The 16,727-nt window shown below is 36.3% G+C and carries 17 protein-coding genes; 14 read left to right on the top strand and 3 right to left on the bottom strand.

Features of this window, described 5'->3' with window-relative positions; all coding sequences use genetic code 11:
- Positions 1 to 4: 4 nt before the first annotated feature.
- Positions 5 to 667 (bottom strand): NAD(P)H-dependent oxidoreductase, encoded by a 663-nt coding sequence (locus tag ACPT8Q_RS07200; RefSeq protein WP_050948458.1) that lies wholly within the window; start codon positions 665 to 667, stop codon positions 5 to 7.
- A 113-nt stretch (positions 668 to 780) separates the two neighbouring features.
- On the opposite strand from ACPT8Q_RS07200, the gene ACPT8Q_RS07195 reads away from it, so the two are divergent.
- Entirely contained in the window at positions 781 to 1,455 is a 675-nt protein-coding gene (locus ACPT8Q_RS07195; protein WP_050948457.1) for a cytidylyltransferase domain-containing protein, read from the top strand.
- Positions 1,456 to 1,534: 79 nt separating this feature from the next.
- Here ACPT8Q_RS07195 and ACPT8Q_RS07190 read toward each other — a convergent pair whose 3' ends face one another.
- Complete coding sequence (locus ACPT8Q_RS07190) at positions 1,535 to 2,278, bottom strand: YdcF family protein (protein ID WP_061671386.1); 744 nt, start codon at positions 2,276 to 2,278, stop codon at positions 1,535 to 1,537.
- Positions 2,279 to 2,409: 131 nt separating this feature from the next.
- Here ACPT8Q_RS07190 and lsgA point away from each other — a divergent pair, with 131 nt between their 5' ends.
- Genes lsgA through lsgF form a run of 6 tightly spaced genes read left to right on the top strand, consistent with a single transcriptional unit; the run spans position 2,410 to position 8,085 of the window.
- Positions 2,410 to 3,615, top strand: a complete 1,206-nt coding sequence (gene lsgA / locus ACPT8Q_RS07185; RefSeq protein WP_050948455.1) for a lipooligosaccharide flippase LsgA — start codon at positions 2,410 to 2,412, stop codon at positions 3,613 to 3,615.
- On the top strand, positions 3,612 to 4,526 hold the full coding sequence (gene lsgB, locus ACPT8Q_RS07180; protein ID WP_050948454.1) for a lipooligosaccharide biosynthesis sialyltransferase LsgB: 915 nt from the start codon (positions 3,612 to 3,614) through the stop codon (positions 4,524 to 4,526). Before lsgA ends, lsgB begins: the two co-directional genes overlap by 4 nt.
- A 1-nt stretch (position 4,527) precedes the next feature.
- On the top strand, positions 4,528 to 5,589 hold the full coding sequence (gene lsgC / locus ACPT8Q_RS07175; protein ID WP_050948453.1) for a lipooligosaccharide biosynthesis family 4 glycosyltransferase LsgC: 1,062 nt from the start codon (positions 4,528 to 4,530) through the stop codon (positions 5,587 to 5,589).
- 11 nt (positions 5,590 to 5,600) lie between these two features.
- Positions 5,601 to 6,374, top strand: a complete 774-nt coding sequence (gene lsgD / locus ACPT8Q_RS07170) for a lipooligosaccharide biosynthesis galactosyltransferase LsgD (protein ID WP_050948452.1) — start codon at positions 5,601 to 5,603, stop codon at positions 6,372 to 6,374.
- Between the two features lie 11 nt (positions 6,375 to 6,385).
- Positions 6,386 to 7,267, top strand: a complete 882-nt coding sequence (gene lsgE / locus ACPT8Q_RS07165) for a lipooligosaccharide biosynthesis N-acetyl-glucosamine transferase LsgE (protein ID WP_050948451.1) — start codon at positions 6,386 to 6,388, stop codon at positions 7,265 to 7,267.
- A gap of 14 nt (positions 7,268 to 7,281) precedes the next feature.
- Positions 7,282 to 8,085: a lipooligosaccharide biosynthesis galactosyltransferase LsgF gene (gene lsgF, locus ACPT8Q_RS07160; RefSeq protein WP_050948450.1), complete on the top strand. Its 804-nt coding sequence runs from the start codon at positions 7,282 to 7,284 to the stop codon at positions 8,083 to 8,085.
- A 58-nt stretch (positions 8,086 to 8,143) separates the two neighbouring features.
- On the opposite strand, the gene ACPT8Q_RS07155 is transcribed toward lsgF, so the two are convergent.
- Positions 8,144 to 8,911: a TOBE domain-containing protein gene (locus ACPT8Q_RS07155; RefSeq protein ID WP_050948449.1), complete on the bottom strand. Its 768-nt coding sequence runs from the start codon at positions 8,909 to 8,911 to the stop codon at positions 8,144 to 8,146.
- 137 nt (positions 8,912 to 9,048) lie between these two features.
- On the opposite strand from ACPT8Q_RS07155, the gene modA reads away from it, so the two are divergent.
- The 7 genes from modA to ACPT8Q_RS07120 all read left to right on the top strand — a co-directional run bounded on the left by modA (position 9,049) and on the right by ACPT8Q_RS07120 (position 16,718).
- On the top strand, positions 9,049 to 9,813 hold the full coding sequence (modA, locus tag ACPT8Q_RS07150; RefSeq protein WP_050948448.1) for a molybdate ABC transporter substrate-binding protein: 765 nt from the start codon (positions 9,049 to 9,051) through the stop codon (positions 9,811 to 9,813).
- A 121-nt stretch (positions 9,814 to 9,934) separates the two neighbouring features.
- On the top strand, positions 9,935 to 10,663 hold the full coding sequence (modB, locus tag ACPT8Q_RS07145) for a molybdate ABC transporter permease subunit (protein ID WP_050948447.1): 729 nt from the start codon (positions 9,935 to 9,937) through the stop codon (positions 10,661 to 10,663).
- The gene (modC, locus tag ACPT8Q_RS07140) at positions 10,650 to 11,705 is read left to right on the top strand and encodes a molybdenum ABC transporter ATP-binding protein ModC (protein WP_050948446.1); all 1,056 of its coding nucleotides are present in this window, start codon (positions 10,650 to 10,652) and stop codon (positions 11,703 to 11,705) included. The genes modB and modC overlap by 14 nt, the downstream gene beginning before the upstream one ends.
- A gap of 253 nt (positions 11,706 to 11,958) precedes the next feature.
- Complete coding sequence (locus ACPT8Q_RS07135; protein WP_230304875.1) at positions 11,959 to 12,597, top strand: fimbrial protein; 639 nt, start codon at positions 11,959 to 11,961, stop codon at positions 12,595 to 12,597.
- Positions 12,598 to 12,674: 77 nt separating this feature from the next.
- Complete coding sequence (locus ACPT8Q_RS07130; protein ID WP_050948444.1) at positions 12,675 to 13,382, top strand: fimbria/pilus periplasmic chaperone; 708 nt, start codon at positions 12,675 to 12,677, stop codon at positions 13,380 to 13,382.
- A gap of 117 nt (positions 13,383 to 13,499) precedes the next feature.
- Positions 13,500 to 16,082, top strand: a complete 2,583-nt coding sequence (locus ACPT8Q_RS07125) for a fimbria/pilus outer membrane usher protein (protein ID WP_050948443.1) — start codon at positions 13,500 to 13,502, stop codon at positions 16,080 to 16,082.
- Between the two features lie 15 nt (positions 16,083 to 16,097).
- Positions 16,098 to 16,718, top strand: a complete 621-nt coding sequence (locus tag ACPT8Q_RS07120) for a fimbrial protein (RefSeq protein ID WP_230304876.1) — start codon at positions 16,098 to 16,100, stop codon at positions 16,716 to 16,718.
- Positions 16,719 to 16,727: the final 9 nt, after the last annotated feature.

Genomic DNA, 16,727 nt, shown 5'->3' with positions numbered 1-16,727 from the left:
ATTTTTACTCCACCCATCTCACTACTTCATCCAACGCTTTACGGGATTTTTTCGCAATATCACGTGAGCGGTAGCCAAAGGTTGCGGCGACAGAAACCGCATATTCTTGAGGATCGAATAATCCTTCTTCGGCGAGGCATTCATTCATTTTATCGTAATGAAAACCTTCAATTGGGCAAGAATCGATGCCAAGGGCGGCAGCGCCAGTGAGCATATTTGCAAGAGCGATATAAGTTTGTTTACTGCACCAATCAAATAAAGTGCGGTCGCTTTCGAGCAATTTCATATCTTCTTCTTGCAAGGCTTTGTATTTTGCGAGAGCGGCTTGTTGTTGCTCTGCGTTCAAGCCTTTACGAACCATCACATCCACAAAAAATGGACTGTCATAACGGGCATTTTTCTTCGCTAAAATCACCACAAGGTGACTGCAATTATCAAGCTGATTCATCATTCCCCAGCTAAAAGGTTTCATTTTTTCGCGCAGGGTTTTATTTTGAATCACTAAAAACTTCCAAGGCTCGGAGCCTACAGAACTCGGCGATAATCGACCGCACTCTAAAATACATTCAAAATCTTCATCACTGATTTTTTTTGCGGGATCGTAATAACGTGTTGAACTGCGTTGATGAAAGAGTTCTAGAACTTGTTCACGAGTAAGTTGAGTCATTTTATTTCCTCTTTGTTAAACAAAAATGTGGTGCCATATTAAAGATTAGTTTTTGCTAAAACAAGGGAAAGATTCTAGAATGGTCAGCACTTTTATCACAGAGGGTGAAAATAATGATAAGAATTGCAATTATTCCTGCGAGAGCAGGTTCTAAAGGCATTAAAGATAAAAATTTACAGCTTGTTGGTGGCGTTTCTTTAGTGGGACGTGCGATATTAGCGGCACAAGAATCGGGTATGTTTGATCAGATTGTGGTGACATCAGATGGCGAAAATATTTTAAAAGAAGCCACAAAATATGGTGCAAAAGCAGTGACTCGCCCTGAAAGTTTGGCGCAAAGTGATACACGCACCATTGATGCTATTTTGCATTGCTTAGAAACTCTCAATATTTCACAAGGTACGACTGTACTTTTGCAGCCAACTAGCCCATTGCGCAATGCTTTAGATATTCGTAATGCAATGGAAATTTTCCTTGGCGGCAAATATAAATCAGTGGTTTCCGCTTGCGAATGTGAGCATCATCCTTATAAATCCTTCACTTTAGAAGGCACTGAAGTTCAGCCTATTCACGAATTAACGGATTTTGAAGCCCCTCGCCAAAAATTACCGAAATCTTATCGTGCAAATGGCGCAATTTATATTAATGACATCCAAAGTCTCTTTGAAGAAAAACGCTTTTTTATTGCACCAACGCGTTTTTATTTAATGCCAACCTATCGTTCCATTGATATTGATTCCACACTTGATTTGCAATTAGCCGAAAGTTTAATTTCAAAAGAATTCTAAAAAAATTGACCGCACTTTGCGGTCTTTTTTATGTCTATTTTGTTTATTTACATTTAGAAAAGAGGATTTTACAAGTAAATTATTCTACGTAATGGGCTTTCCAATAACCAATCCACTCTTTTAGTAAAACCATATTGCTATTTAACGCACTTAAGTCAGGAACAAAAGATTGTGCAGATAGATTTCCTTTGCTGCTATAGCTTGCCGCTGCAGCAGGAAGTACATCAAATCCTTGTTTTTCAAAAAGATATTTGGCTCGTTTCATATGCCATTGATTTGTTACTAAAATAATTTTTTGAATATGATCTTTAACTAAAATATTTTTAGTGAAACTGGCATTTTCTTCCGTATTACGGGCTTTATTTTCGATCCATTGTGTTGGTACATTAAAGAATTGGTTAAGTTCTTTTGCCATTAAGTCACCTTCAGAAATGCCTATCAAAGAATAGCCAGTAGTTAAAATAGGCAAGCCCGTTTCTTTTTGTAAAAATGCCGCATAACGTAAACGTTCTAGTTGCGGTGCGCCAGAAGTTGTTTCTGCATACAGTTCTTTTGTTGGGTAAGATCCACCGCCTAATATGACGATGGCTTGAGCTTGTTTATAGTCATCTAGGGTAAGGGCTGGAGAATCGTCATTATCTGTTAGCAATAAACTGGTCAAAGGCGCACTCATGACATAAAGCCAAGTGAAACTGATAAGCGCAATAAATTTGGCTAATTTTTTGAAATGAACAAGATAAAGAATCGCTGCAATAATCAGTAATACAAAGGTATTGAGAGGCGGTGCGATAAGTGCGGTAAGAAGTTTTCCTAGTTCTAACATAGATAAGATCCTTGATATAGAGCGGTTTTATTATAATGATTAGTCATAGCTTGTCTATGTTGATTTTGTTAAAATAATCCCTTATTTTTGATAAACAAACGCCTAAATTCATCAAAAGTGCGGTGATATTTATGAAAGTTTTTAAAGACAGTGTCATTTACCTTGTTGGGGAATTATCGTCAAAGTTAGTTCCTTTTTTACTTTTGCCTTATTTATCGCGTAAATTAGGCGTAGAGGGTTATGGCTCACTTTCTTATTATCAAACTTTTTTAAGTTTATTTTTGATTGTGGTTTCTTTAACTCAAGAAGGCGCAATTTCCCGTTATTTTTATTTTTACGGAAAACGTTCATTAAATTTAGTGGTGAATACAGGCTATGCTTATACCACGATAATTGGCAGTATTATTTTAATGGGTTGTTGGATTGCTCAGTCTGAAATATTATTTTATACCGCACTTTCCTCAATTTTTCAGTCTTTCTTAAATGTTCAGTTAAGCGTGAGACAATGCCAGAAAAAGGCTTGGTCTTATACTTTTATTCAATTTTCACTCACTGTTACTGGTGCGGTATTTACCATCGCATTGCTCGAGTATTATCAAAATGATCTTATTGAAAAAAGAATTTTGGCAATTTTATTAAGCAATTTAGTTGTTTGGTTTTTTTCTTATTTTTTTTACAGAAAGAATGCAACATCTAAAAAATATCAATTTAAACATTATCAATCCGCATTATTTTATATTTTAGGATTTGGATTACCGCTTGTTTTACATTATGCAAGTTTTTTCTTAAAAGGGCAGTTAGACCGTATTTTTATTTATCACAAATTCAGTGAAACAGATTTAGGGCTTTATGCCATGGGGGCTCAACTTGCTTTAGTTGTCTCTATTGCTATTCAAGCACTTAATAAAGCGATCATTCCTTATTTTTATGAAGCGTTGAAACAAAAAAAATTAGTAATTCAACAATTACATAAATGGGCGCTATTTTCCTTTTTGCTGATACCTATTCCTGCCTTAATAATGTGGATTATTCCTGAAGATGTGCTAGTTTGGATTTTAGGTAGTCAATTTGTGGGAACGAAATATTATTTTATTTTATTTTTAATTTCGACCACATTAAGTATTCCTTATTTGATTTTAGTTAATTATCTTTTCTATTATGGAAAAAATAAACTTATTTCCCAATGTTCGGTTTTATCTACAATTATTTATGTAGCGAGCCTTGTGGCTTTAACTTTTACAGAAATTAAATATATCCCTTATGCTGGAATTATTGGTTCGCTTTCCATTATTCCTATTCTTTATTTTATGACATCTAAAGTGAGTAAAACCCTATGAATCTCATTCTTTGTTGCACACCATTGCAAGTATTAATTGCGAGAAAAATCATTGAATTACATCCTAACGAGCAATTTTTTGGCGTCATGTTTGGTGGTGTATGGGATAAAAAAAGAACCTTGTACGCGAGTAAATTAGCGGAAGTTTGTAGTGATTCGGTGAACATTGATACGGGAAAAGATCTAAAAGGTTTCGATTCTCTCAAGTTAATACGCCAGCTTAAGAATAAAATTACGCACAAAGGTTTTGATAAGGTTTTTCTTGCCAATCTTAATTCATTATGGCTACAAACTTATCTTAGTCATATTTCATTTAAAGAGCTTTATACCTTTGATGATGGCTCGGATAATATTTTCCCACACCCCAATTTATTGAGAGAGCCTGACACGTTTAAATATAAACTGATTAAAGCCTTTATTGGTGATAAATATAGTGTAAATAAGTTATTTAATAAAATAAAAAAACATTATACGGTTTATCCTAATTACAAAAATATTGTTTCTAATATTGAAGCAATTTCCTTATGGAATAATAAAGTAAATAGTGATATAGATGGCGAGGTCTCATTTTTTATCGGACAACCATTATTAAATACAAAAGAGGAAAACATATCATTAATTAAAAAATTAAAAGAACAAATTCCTTTTGATTATTATTTCCCCCATCCTGCAGAAGATTATCGAGTGGATGGGGTAAATTATGTTGAATCTGAATTAATTTTTGAAGATTACGTATTTAAACATTTATCAAATAAAAAAGTAATTATTTATACGTTCTTCAGTTCTGTTGCATTTAATTTATTAAGTCATCCTAATGTAGAAATTCGTTTTATTAGAACCAGTATTCCAAGATGGCAATTCTGTTACGATTCATTCCCTAAGCTTGGATTAACGATTTATAAGGAAATTTAAGATGAAAAAAATTGGTTTCTTTATTATGAATATCGAAAGTGCGGGGGGAACGGAGCGCGTTTCCATTAATGTTGCTAATGCTCTTGTTAAACAGGGATATGATGTTTCTTTTATTAGCATTGGCGGTAATAAGCCTTTTTTCCAAGTCGATGAAAAAATTAATATTTACGCAATGAATAAATTGCCCTATTCATTGAAAAAAGACTATTTTTCTATCACAAAAAAATTAAGAGAATTGGTTAAAGAATTGCAGCTAGATACCTTAATTGTGGTTGATGGTGCAATTATGCTTTTTTCTGCTTTGGCGTTGGTCAATTTACATATAAAGCATATTTTATGGGAGCATTATTCTTTTAACTTTACTGGCAATCGTCTTGTTCGCACACTCGGTAAATATTTAGCTGTAACAACTTGCGATAAAATAGTTACATTGACAGAAGCAGAAAAAACGCAGTGGCAAGAAAAATTTAAAACGAACAATATAATCAGTATTGCTAATCCAAATACGCTTTTGCCAAAGAATAAATTAGCAAAATGGGAAAATAAAACTATTTTATCTGTAGGTCATTTATTTTCTTATAAAGGTTTTGATTATTTATTAAAAGTTTGGCAAGTTTTGGCAAAAAAATATCCAGATTGGAATTTAAAAATAGTGGGTTCTGGAGAGGAAGAAGAGAATTTAAAAAATCTTGCTAAAGAATTGGATATTGAAGATTCAGTTAATTTTATTCCTCGTACCAATGATGTCGCTTTTTATTATGAAAGCAGTTCAATTTATTGTTTACCTTCACAAACAGAAGGCTTGCCTTTAGTGCTTATTGAGGCAATGGCATTTGGTTTGCCCATTGTTGCTTTTTATTGTTCATCGGGCGTAAAGCAATTAGTTGAAAATAAAAAAAATGGTTTTCTTTGTGAAAAAAATAATATTGAAGAAATGGTTAATGCTTTAGATTTATTAATAAATAATCCTGAACTTTATCAGCAAATGTCAAAAAAATCTCGTGTAATAAGTGAAGATTATGGCATTGAGAAAATTATTGAAGAATGGAAAGGGATTTTATAAGGAATAATTTTATGTTAAAAAAATATTTGATCTCTTTAGATAAAGATATTCAGCGTCGGGAATTATTCTTTTCTCAAAAAAATACTGAGGATTTCCAAATTTTTTCTGCCATTAATACCATGCAAAAAGATTGTAATGAATTAGCCACTATTTTTAATATTGAACAATTTAAAGCGCATTATGGACGTAATGTCACTAAGGGCGAAATCGGCTGTACATTAAGCCATCTTTCGGTATATCAAAAAATTGTTGAAGACAACGACATCGCTGAAGATAGTTATGCACTAGTCTGTGAAGACGACGCTTTATTCCACCCAAATTTTCAGCAAAATTTAACCGCACTTTTATCAGAAAAACTTGAGTCTGAAATTGTATTGGTTGGGCAGTCAAAAATTAATGATTTCAATGATTTTGATTTAGAAATTAATTATCCGACAACCTTTTCTTTTTTATGCAAAAAAACAGGCGATGTAAATTACGCTTTCCCTTATAAAAGTTATTTTGCAGGAACGGTGGGCTATCTTATAAAAAAATCAGCGGCAAGAAGATTTATCCAGCAAATTTCTCAAAACAAACCATTTTGGTTAGCGGATGATTTTTTACTCTTTGAACAGGATTTTAATATAAGAAATAAAGTGCTTCGCCCTCTTATGGTTATTGAAAATCCTGTATTGATAAGCAATTTAGAAAGTGTTCGTGGATCTTTATCAAATAATTTATTTAAAAAATTAATGAAATATCCATTGAAAAAAATCTTTGCGATTAAGAAAAATTTGGCTAATTAAAGGAAGGAATTATGTTAAGCATTATTGTGCCTTCTTATAATCGAAAAGCAGAAGTGCCTGCTTTATTAGAAAGTTTAAATCAACAAACATCGAGTAATTTTGAAGTAATTATTGTGGATGATTGCTCGAAAGACCCCGTTGAAGTGACACAATCTTATCCATTTTTGGTAAAGGTCATCTGTAACGAAACCAATCAAGGTGCGGCAGAAAGTCGTAATATTGGTGCGAGAGCATCAAAGGGAGATTGGTTGCTTTTTCTTGATGATGATGATCGGTTTATGCCAGAAAAATGTGAAAAAGTACTAAAAGTGATTGAGCAAAATCCGAATATTAATTTTATTTATCATCCAGCTAAGTGTGAAATGGTCAATGAAGGGTTTAGTTATGTGACTCAACCGATTGAACCCCAAGAAATCTCGACAGAACGTATTTTGTTAGCCAATAAGATTGGTGGCATGCCAATGGTTGCAATTAAAAAAGAGATGTTTTTAAAAATAGGCGGATTATCCACCGCACTTCGTTCTTTGGAAGACTATGATTTCTTATTAAAACTACTACAAGAGCCGAGTTTTACCCCTTATAAAATTAATGAACCACTGACTTATTGTACTTTCCATACTAAACGTTCAAGTGTTTCTACGGATACTACCAATACGCAAAAAGCCATTGATTATATTCGCGAGCATTATGTGAAAACGGTAGAGCAAGCTCGTAATTTTGATATTAACGCGAGCTATATTTTGGCTTATCCCCATATCATGAATTTATCGCGTAAAGCGGCAAAATATTACTTTGATATTTTTAAGAAAACAAAAAGTATTAAGCAATTGATTATTACTTTGGTTATTTTAATTTCGCCAAAATTAGCCATTAATTTAAAACGGTTTATGTAGGAAAGTAAAATAAAATGAAATTTTCAGTCCTAATGTCCTTATATATTAAGGAAAATCCTCAATTTTTGCGGGCGTGTTTTGAAAGTCTTGTGGCACAAACTCGTCAAGCTGATGAAATTATATTGGTTTTTGATGGTGCAGTAACGCCAGAATTAGAATTTGTTGTGGCAGAATTTGAAACAAAACTGCCATTAAAATTAGTTAAATTGCCGCAAAATCGAGGCTTAGGCAAAGCCTTAAACGAGGGTTTATTGCATTGTGCTTATGACTGGGTGTTCCGTATGGATACCGATGATATTTGCGTGCCTGATCGTTTTGAAAAGCAAGTGGCGTTTATTGAACAGCATCCTGAAACCATCATTTTTGGCGGACAAATTGCTGAATTTGGTGAAAATGTAAATGATATTGTGGCATATCGTAATGTGCCAACGTCTGCTCAAGAAATTATCAAATTTACGCAAAAACGTTGTCCGTTTAATCATATGACGGTGGCATATCAAAAAAGTGCGGTCATTAATTGTGGTGGATATGAAGATCTTCAAGAAGATTATTATTTGTGGATAAAACTTGTTGCACAAGGTTTATATGTGGCGAATTTGCCTGATATTTTAGTTTATGCACGAGTCGGAAATGGCATGGTAAGCCGCCGTCGTGGCGTCAATCAAGCCAAAGCAGAATGGCGTTTGTTCAAATTAAAATATCGTTTGGGTATTCAAGGATTGTTATCTGGATTATTTACTTTTGCATTGCGTTTTGGTTCTCGTTTATTGCCAACCTCGTTATTGAAAAACCTTTATCAAACTTTTTTACGTAAATAGGAAATCCGATGAAATTAAATATGGTATTTAAAATTTGAGTATTAACTATACATTGAAATTACCCCAGCGTCGCTAATATAATTTGCTCTTGATCAATGTGAATCCAAACCTGTTGTCCGATTTGCCATTGATTTGGCTGGTGGACTGTGGCACAAAATTCAATATCGCTTTCAGCAAATTGAAGGATGGCTTCTTCTTCATTTAGTGATTTGATATTTACGGGGAACTGGTTAGGTTGATTTGCTAATGGTTGTTCACTAATTTTCACCCAAGGAGCTTTGAACATCAGCATCACTTCTTTTTCTGTAATCAGTTTCAAACGCGCCGAGCTTTTTGTGGTAATAGAAACTTGCAACGGTGTTGGTAATCCTTGCACATTCACATCCACGACACAACGAGAGTCAATGATTCGTTGTTGTACCACTCGCCCAAAAAATTGATTGCGTGCGCTACTTTGTAAAGAAAAACGTGCAGTTGCCGTGAGTAAACTATCTAACGGCACGGATTCATCTTGTAGGATATGAAACGCATGTTCTTGCGTACGTTCTAATAAATCATAAAGCTGTAGCAAACGCTCTGCATAAGTGGTAAGTGCCGTGCCTCCGCCATTTTTTCCACCTGTATTTCGTTCCAGCAATGGGCGAGGGCTGATTTTATTCATGGCTTCTAAATGATCCCACGCACTTTTATAGCTCACTTTTGCATTTTTCGCAGCTTGATTAATCGAACCGCATTGTTGAATTTCTTTGAGTAAACGAACTCGTTTTGGATCGATAAAAAGTACTTGTTGAAGTTTAATTGTGAGTAAAATTTCGGTGTTTTTCATTTTGCTGTTCCTAAGTAATCCTAAGTGGTAAGCCTAAGCGTTATATATTTTACTAAATAATTTTTCTTTTGCTATATGATTGTTATTTATTTCAATATATAATTAAGTATATAACGTTCAATCATAGGAGATGATTTATGAAAAAATTAACTAAAATTTCAACCGCACTTTTAATCGTAGGATTAGGATTTTCTTTTGCGGCATCTGCTAAAGTGACTGTATTTGCAGCGGCTTCAATGACAGATGCTTTACAACAAGTTGCAAAAGATTACGCAAAACAAAATCCGAAAAATGAAGTAGTGTTTTCTTTCGCGTCTTCTTCAACTTTAGCAAAACAAATTGAAGAAGGCGCACCAGCGGATATTTTTGTATCTGCAAGCAATAAATGGATGAAATATCTTTCTGAAAAAGATTTAACCGTGAAAGAAACCGAAAAAGTTTTAGTGGGTAATGATTTAGTTTTAATTGCACCAGCAAAAAGTGCGGTAAATTCTGTGGATATTGCAAAAGGCGAATGGATTAACGCACTAAAAGATAGCTATTTATCTGTTGGAGATCCTGCGCACGTACCAGCGGGGCAATACGCAGAAGAAGCATTAACCAAATTAAATTTATGGGATAAAGTGCAAGATCGTTTAGCGCGTGGAAAAGATGTGCGTGGTGCATTGGCTTTAGTTGAACGTGCAGAAGCACCTTACGGTATTGTGTACAGTACTGACTCAAAAGTGAGCCAACAAGTTAAAACGGTTGCGGTTTTTCCAGCGGATAGTCATAAACCCGTTGTTTATCCTGTTTCTATTGTAAAAGGTCATGATAATGCGGATTCTCGCGATTTCTTGAAATATTTAGAATCAGATGCAGCGAAGAAAGCGCTGGTGGGATATGGTTTCTCTGCAAAATAAGATGGTATTTTAATATTTATTAAGGGCGGATATTTCTGCCCTTTGTTATTAGCGTTATTATATCTCTCGCAAATGTGGGATTTTTCCTATCAATCAGGCATTTAAACAGAGGCTATTTATTTTGCTTACCCAATTTTTTTCATTTTTCAATTTGACGCCAATGGAAATCTCAGCGATTAATTTAAGCCTGAGTGTCGCTGTCAGTTCCATGCTTTGGAGTTTGCCGTTAGCCATTTTTGTTGCGTGGCTTTTAGCACGCAAAAACTTCTATGGCAAATCCCTTATTACTGGCGTAATTCATTTGCCTTTAGTGTTGCCACCTGTGGTTATCGGTTATCTATTGCTTGTGGCAATGGGGCGCAATGGTTTTATTGGCAAGTATTTATATCAGTGGTTTGGCTTATCTTTTGGTTTTAGTTGGAAGGGCGCGGTGCTTTCCTCTGCAGTGGTTGCCTTTCCATTGGTTGTTCGTGCGATTCGACTTTCTTTAGAAAATATTGATATTAAATTGGAGCAAGCAGCGCAAACATTGGGCGCTTCTGCTTGGCGTGTATTTTTTACAATAACCTTGCCACTTTCTTTACCAGGGGTTTTAGCTGGGCTGGTTCTTGGTTTTGCTCGATCATTAGGAGAATTTGGTGCGACTATAACCTTTGTATCGAACATTGCAGGCGAAACTCAAACGATTCCCCTTGCGATGTATTCTTTTATTCAAACACCAGGTGCAGAAGAACAAACCGCTCGCTTATGTTTATTTGCTATCATTCTTTCATTGATTTCTTTGCTATTGTCAGAGTGGTTGAGCAAGCGAGTGCAGAAAAAATTAGGACAAGGAAATGTTGCAAATTAATGTGAAAAAACAGCTCGGGCAACTTGCCTTGCAAGCGAATATACAAGTGCCAGATCAAGGCGTAACCGCCATTTTCGGTTTGTCTGGCTCAGGCAAAACATCGTTGATTAATCTTGTCAGTGGCTTGATACAACCAGACGAAGGATTCATCCGTTTAAATGACCGCACTTTAGTGAATATGGAAACGCAAGAATCATTGCCGACCCACTTGCGTAAAATTGGCTATGTGTTCCAAGATGCACGCTTATTTCCTCACTACACTGTGAAAGGTAATTTGCGCTATGGCATGAAAAATGTCTCGCAAGATGATTTTAACTATATTGTCGATCTTCTCGGCATTACTCATTTATTAAAGCGTTATCCGCTTACGCTTTCTGGCGGAGAGAAACAACGTGTGGCAATAGGGCGTGCGCTACTGACTGATCCTGATATTTTACTGATGGACGAACCACTTTCTGCCCTTGATGTTCCCCGCAAACGCGAGCTAATGCAATATTTGGAACGTCTTTCTAAAGAAATTAATATCCCGATTTTATATGTTACACATAGCTTGGACGAACTGTTGCGTTTAGCTGATCGCGTTGTGCTGATGGAAAACGGCATTGTGAAAGCCTATGACAGCGTAGAAAAAATTTGGAATAGCCCTATTTTTGCCCCTTGGAAAGGGGAAAGCGAACAGAGTAGTGTGCTCGCCTTGCCAGTTCATTTGCATAATCCACCTTATAAAATGACCGCACTTTCCTTAGGCGAACAAGCGCTTTGGATTCATCAAGTGCCTGCAAATGTAGGCGAGCGAGTACGAGTTTGTATTTATAGTTCAGATGTTTCTATCACGCTGGAAAAGCCAGAAAAAACAAGCATTCGTAATATTTTACGTGGTCAAGTTACACAAATTGAGATACAAGATTCTCGGGTAGATATTGCGGTGCTGGTGGATGGACATAAGATTTGGGCAAGTATCAGTAAATGGGCGCAAAATGAACTGCGTTTTTCTATTGGGCAAGATGTTTATGTTCAAATTAAAGCGGTGTCGGTGATGTAGTAAACGCTTTACTGAATAAAACACTAATATGACATAATATAAAAAACGCTTGTAGTGTATATTACAAGCGTTTTTTTTTGCTTAACATCTAAAAAATAAAGAAATTTATCAAATTACCTTAATATTTATACAGCTTGCATTTTTTTTTTTTTTTTTATAATGGGTAAGTTTTTACTCTAAAAAATAGGGTTTAAATGTGGTCATTCAATCTAGGATGAATTTTATTCTAAAGTTTTTATATAGGATTTTTAAAATGAAAAAAACAATCTTTGCTTTATTAGCATTAGAGGTATTTGGTGTTGCAAATGCTGCCTATACTGGTAATCCAGTAATAGATGTTGAACAGGTAATTCCAACTCAACGTACAGGAGCAAACAATCCTGATGGTAGTAAAACTCACGCTAAAATTACCGTCATAGGCGAAGTTGTCGCAAATACTTGTGAAATTAAATCAGATGATAGAAGCCAAACGGTTACTTTGAAAAAAGTAGGTACAAATCAATTAGTTAAATCTGGTGATGTCGCGGCTGATAAATTGGTGCAAATCCGTTTGATAAATTGCAACAAAAATGGAATGCCTAACGCAGCTGGTACAACTGATAAAGTCACTGTGCAATTTAATGCAACGGATAAAATTGATTACCATAATAATGGTACTTTAAGAAATCTGGAGAAAACTGGTAAAGCTGAGAATGTTAATATCCAATTTGCTAACCTAGATGGTACTTCTATTCGTCTTGGGCAAGAAGATAGTAAAAATACATTAAAACCGGTTACCGCTGCAAATGGTGCGAACCACGTGGTTCAATTTGTAGCTCGTTATTATGCTACAGGTCAATCTACAGCAGGTAAAGTAAAAGGCGAAGCTGAATTAGACTTAGCATACGAATAATCGAAATATTACGTATATTCCCTGCCCTCCTTTTGGAGGGTTTTTCGGTATCATTATTTATGCTAAGAGAGTGATGTATGTTGTCCTTTTCTAAAAAATCTATTTTTATTTCTGCGATTTTATCCTGTTTATTTGCCACCTTTTCCTCTCACGCTAGTGTGATTATTCTTGGTACGCGTTTAATTTACCCAGGGAATCAAAGCAGTCTCAATGTGCAACTGAATAATCAAGATTCTTCCCCTGCTTTGGTGCAAAGCTGGATTGAAGACAAACAAGGCAGCCAAGCACAGGTGCCATTTATTATTACGCCACCTGTCACGCGTGTGGAGGGTAATCAAGGGCAAACCTTGCGTATCACCTTTACTGGCACACAAGCTTTACCACAAGATCGCGAATCGCTTTATTATTTTAACTTATTGGATATTCCACCCAAACCAAGTAAAGCCTATTTAAAAGACAACCCGAATTATTTGCAGTTTTCGGTGCGTAGCCGTTTAAAACTTTTTTACCGTCCAAGCAATTTGCCTTATCCACCAGCAGAAGCCTACAAAAAAGTCACTTGGCTTGCTAAAGGAGGCAAACTTTGGGCAGACAACCCAACACCTTATTATTTAACTTTCACACAAGCCACAATTGGTGGTAAATCCGCCCCTGAAGCTGTGATGGTCGCCCCTTTTAGCCAAGGAGAATTTGACGTAAAAGGTGTAAATAACGGACAAAAAGTGAAATGGTCGTTAATTAACGATTATGGCGGCGACGTAGCTGGCGAATCAACCATCAATTAACCGCTGAGATAGCTAATGTAGGGTGAGCGTAAGCCCATGCGTTTAATTCCAAATTGTTATCGTTGGTTATATTCATTTTATCGTGAGCGTAATCTACGTAATTATTAACGAGGTATTATGAGAGAATTTTCTTTTAATCCACATTTAAGTCTAATTGGTTTTTTAATTGGATTGGCTTTTTTCCCCTTGTATACAAAGGCGGAAAACGTACCAAATACACCAAAAGAAAGCTTGAATGTAGAAGATGAAGATGTGGAATTTAGTGCTGGCTTTTTGAATATGGGCGGTAATGGTTCTAACATTGATGTTGCACGTTTTCAACAAAAAAACAGCGTATTACCTGGAGACTACCCTGCTGGCGTTTGGGTAAATGGTAAAGAAAAAGGCGAAATGACATTGCGTTTTCGTGATAATGAAAATGCAGATATGCCTTTTGCACAGCTTTGTTTTACCCCTGAATTAGAAGCCTTGTTGGATCTAGAATCAGCTGCTATCAAACGCTCCCCAAGTGAGAAAGAGTGCGTGTTTATTCAAGACGCAATTCCTGATGGGAAAGCGGTATTTAACACAGGGCAACAGCGTTTAGAATTTACGATTGCACAAGCCTTAACCATCAATCGTCCTCGCGATTACATTGCGCCAAGCCGTTGGCAAACAGGCGATGTGGCAGCATTTGCTGATTACAATATTAACCACAGTCGTTATGCAAACCAAGGTTCGCAATCTTCGCAAATGTTTTTAAATTTGCGAACAGGGGTTAATTTAGGTAACTGGGCATTTCGTCATTCTGGTTCAAAAAGTTGGAGCCAAAGTGAAGGGCAAAGCTACAATACGCCATACCAAACTTACGAAACCTATGTTCAGAGAGATTTTGCACCGATTCGTGGGCTGGTTACTTTAGGCGATTTTTATACATCTGGACAAGTGGTCGAAGGGTTTGCATTACGTGGTATTGATATTTCTTCTGATGATCGAATGCTCTCGCCATCACAACTTGGTTTTGCGCCTCGTGTGCAGGGTATTGCAAATAGTAATGCGGTAGTGAGCATTTATCAAAATGGCAATATCATTTATCAAACTAATGTCACGCCTGGGCCTTTTGTGATCGATGATCTTTATTCTAGTGGCTATAACGGCGATCTCACGGTGGAAATCAAAGAGGCAGACGGCAAAGTGCGGTCATTTATCGTGCCGTTTTCTAATGTTGCCCCTTTGATTAGAATGGGACAATTCCGCTATCAACTCGCTGCAGGGCGTTATCGCAGCGGGGAAGAAATCTATTCTGATAATGTCGCACAAAGTATGTTGCAATATGGTTTGTATAATAATATCACTATTAATACGGGTGTGACTTATAGTAAAAATTACTTGGCAGGTGCCTTAGGGTTAGGATTGAATACCCCGATTGGCGCGTTTTCTGTAGATAGTACTTGGACTCGTAGTACCTTTTTGCCGCACAGTCTTGTGGATGAAAATGGTGCAATGAACACTCAGCCAAGCGTGCGAAAAGGTTATAGTTTACATGGTAATTACAGTATTAATTTTAACCGCACTCGCACCAATATTACGCTAGCAGCTTATCGTTATTCTTCTCGTGATTTTTATAGTTTAAGTGACGTGATTAATGCGAATCATTTCATTGGGAAAAACTTTTTTTCTGTGTTATCGCCTCGTCCTAAAAATCAGTATCAACTATCCATTATTCAAGATTTTGATAAATGGGGAAGTTTATATTTAGTTGGCGCAACACGTAATTATTGGAATAAATCGGGCAGTTATCATCAATATCAACTTTCTTATGCGAATCGTTTTAAATGGCTAAGTTATCAAATCGGCTTTTCACAAACGATTGATCGACAAAGTGGGCAGCGCGATAACCAAATTTATTTGAGTATGAGTGTGCCGTTAGGTCATAACCATTCACTTTCGTCTAATTACGCACGTAATTCAGCAGGTAATAGCAGTAGCCAAATTGGTATCAATGGAAGTTTTGGTAAAAATAGCCAATGGAGTTATGGCGTATATGGTAACTCAGGACAAGAGGGATATGGCAATATGTCAGCAAATATGAGTTATCGTAATTCTTATTTCGACTTTGATGCTTCTGCTTCTAGAGATAATCGTGGATCTCGTCAAATGAGTTCTAATTTATCTGGTGTAGTGGTTGCGCATCGCCACGGAATAACCTTTGGCGAATCTGTTGGTGACAGTTTTGCGGTGGTGCATGCAGATGGTGCAGCTGGTGCGGAAGTGAATAGCGGACAAGGGCAAATGTTGGATTGGTTCGGTAATGCCATTGTGCCTTACACCCAGCCTTATCGCATTAATGAAATTGGTATCGATCCGCAAAATTTACCGTTAAATATTGAATTTGATGGTACGGAGAAAAAAATTATTCCGCGAGCCAATAGTATTCACGTGATTGATTTTGAAACCAAACGTAATCGCCTCGTACTGTTTAACTTAACCCGTACGAACGGCGAATTATTACCAATGGCATCAGAAGCTTATGACGAACAAGGGCAATTTGTCGGCTATGTGGTGCAAAATGGCGTGCTGTTTGCTGGTGGTTTACAACAGCCAAAAGGCACAATCAAAGTCAGCTGGGGAAATGGCGAGCAAAACCAATGCCATTTTGATTACAGCGTGAATTTAGACAATGCCACCCAAATGCAACAATATGAAAAAGTCTGTCAATAAATGGAGGATAAACCAATGAAAAAAGTGAAAAGACAGCGTTTATTCCGCCAAATGATAGGCTTATTCAGCTTGTTATTTGTGACACCTTTTGGCTCAGCATCTGATGGTTGGGTAAAATTTACCGTAACGATTAAAAATGGCGGTACTTGCCAAGTGTATAGTGGCTATGAAAATAAACAAGTTGATCTCGGCACTGTGTATGCCAATGAACTTAGCATAGCCAAGCATACCGCAGGCGAAAAAGATTTCGATCTTTGGGTGGAAGAATGCGGCGATTTAATCAATGAAACAAATAAATTGAAATTTGTGTTAATGAATACCACAAACAAGCCTAATTTATTAGCCAAAGGTGTGTTACCAAATCTTGAAACAAGGACAAATAAAGATGGTGTTGGTGTACAATTATTAACCAAAACAGGCAAGCCTATTGAAATTAAATACAATGCATTACCATTTCCAACTGAAACACTCGTTTCAAGCACGAATGGGAATACTCTCGGTGCAGAGGCTGTAACAGGGCAAAAGCACGCTTTTAAATTGCCTTTAAAAGCACGCTTTTATGCCATTACAGATGGCAAAAATGATAAAGCAGGCGATGTGCGGGCAGAAGTGATTTTTGCCGCCTTTTATGAATAAGCAAGGAGT

This window comes from Haemophilus sp. HN_Hi10, from assembly GCF_049821985.1.
Classification (GTDB): domain Bacteria; phylum Pseudomonadota; class Gammaproteobacteria; order Enterobacterales; family Pasteurellaceae; genus Haemophilus; species Haemophilus influenzae_D.
The sequence above is the reverse complement of the archived record's forward strand: the minus strand, read 5'-3'. Positions and strand labels throughout refer to the sequence as shown.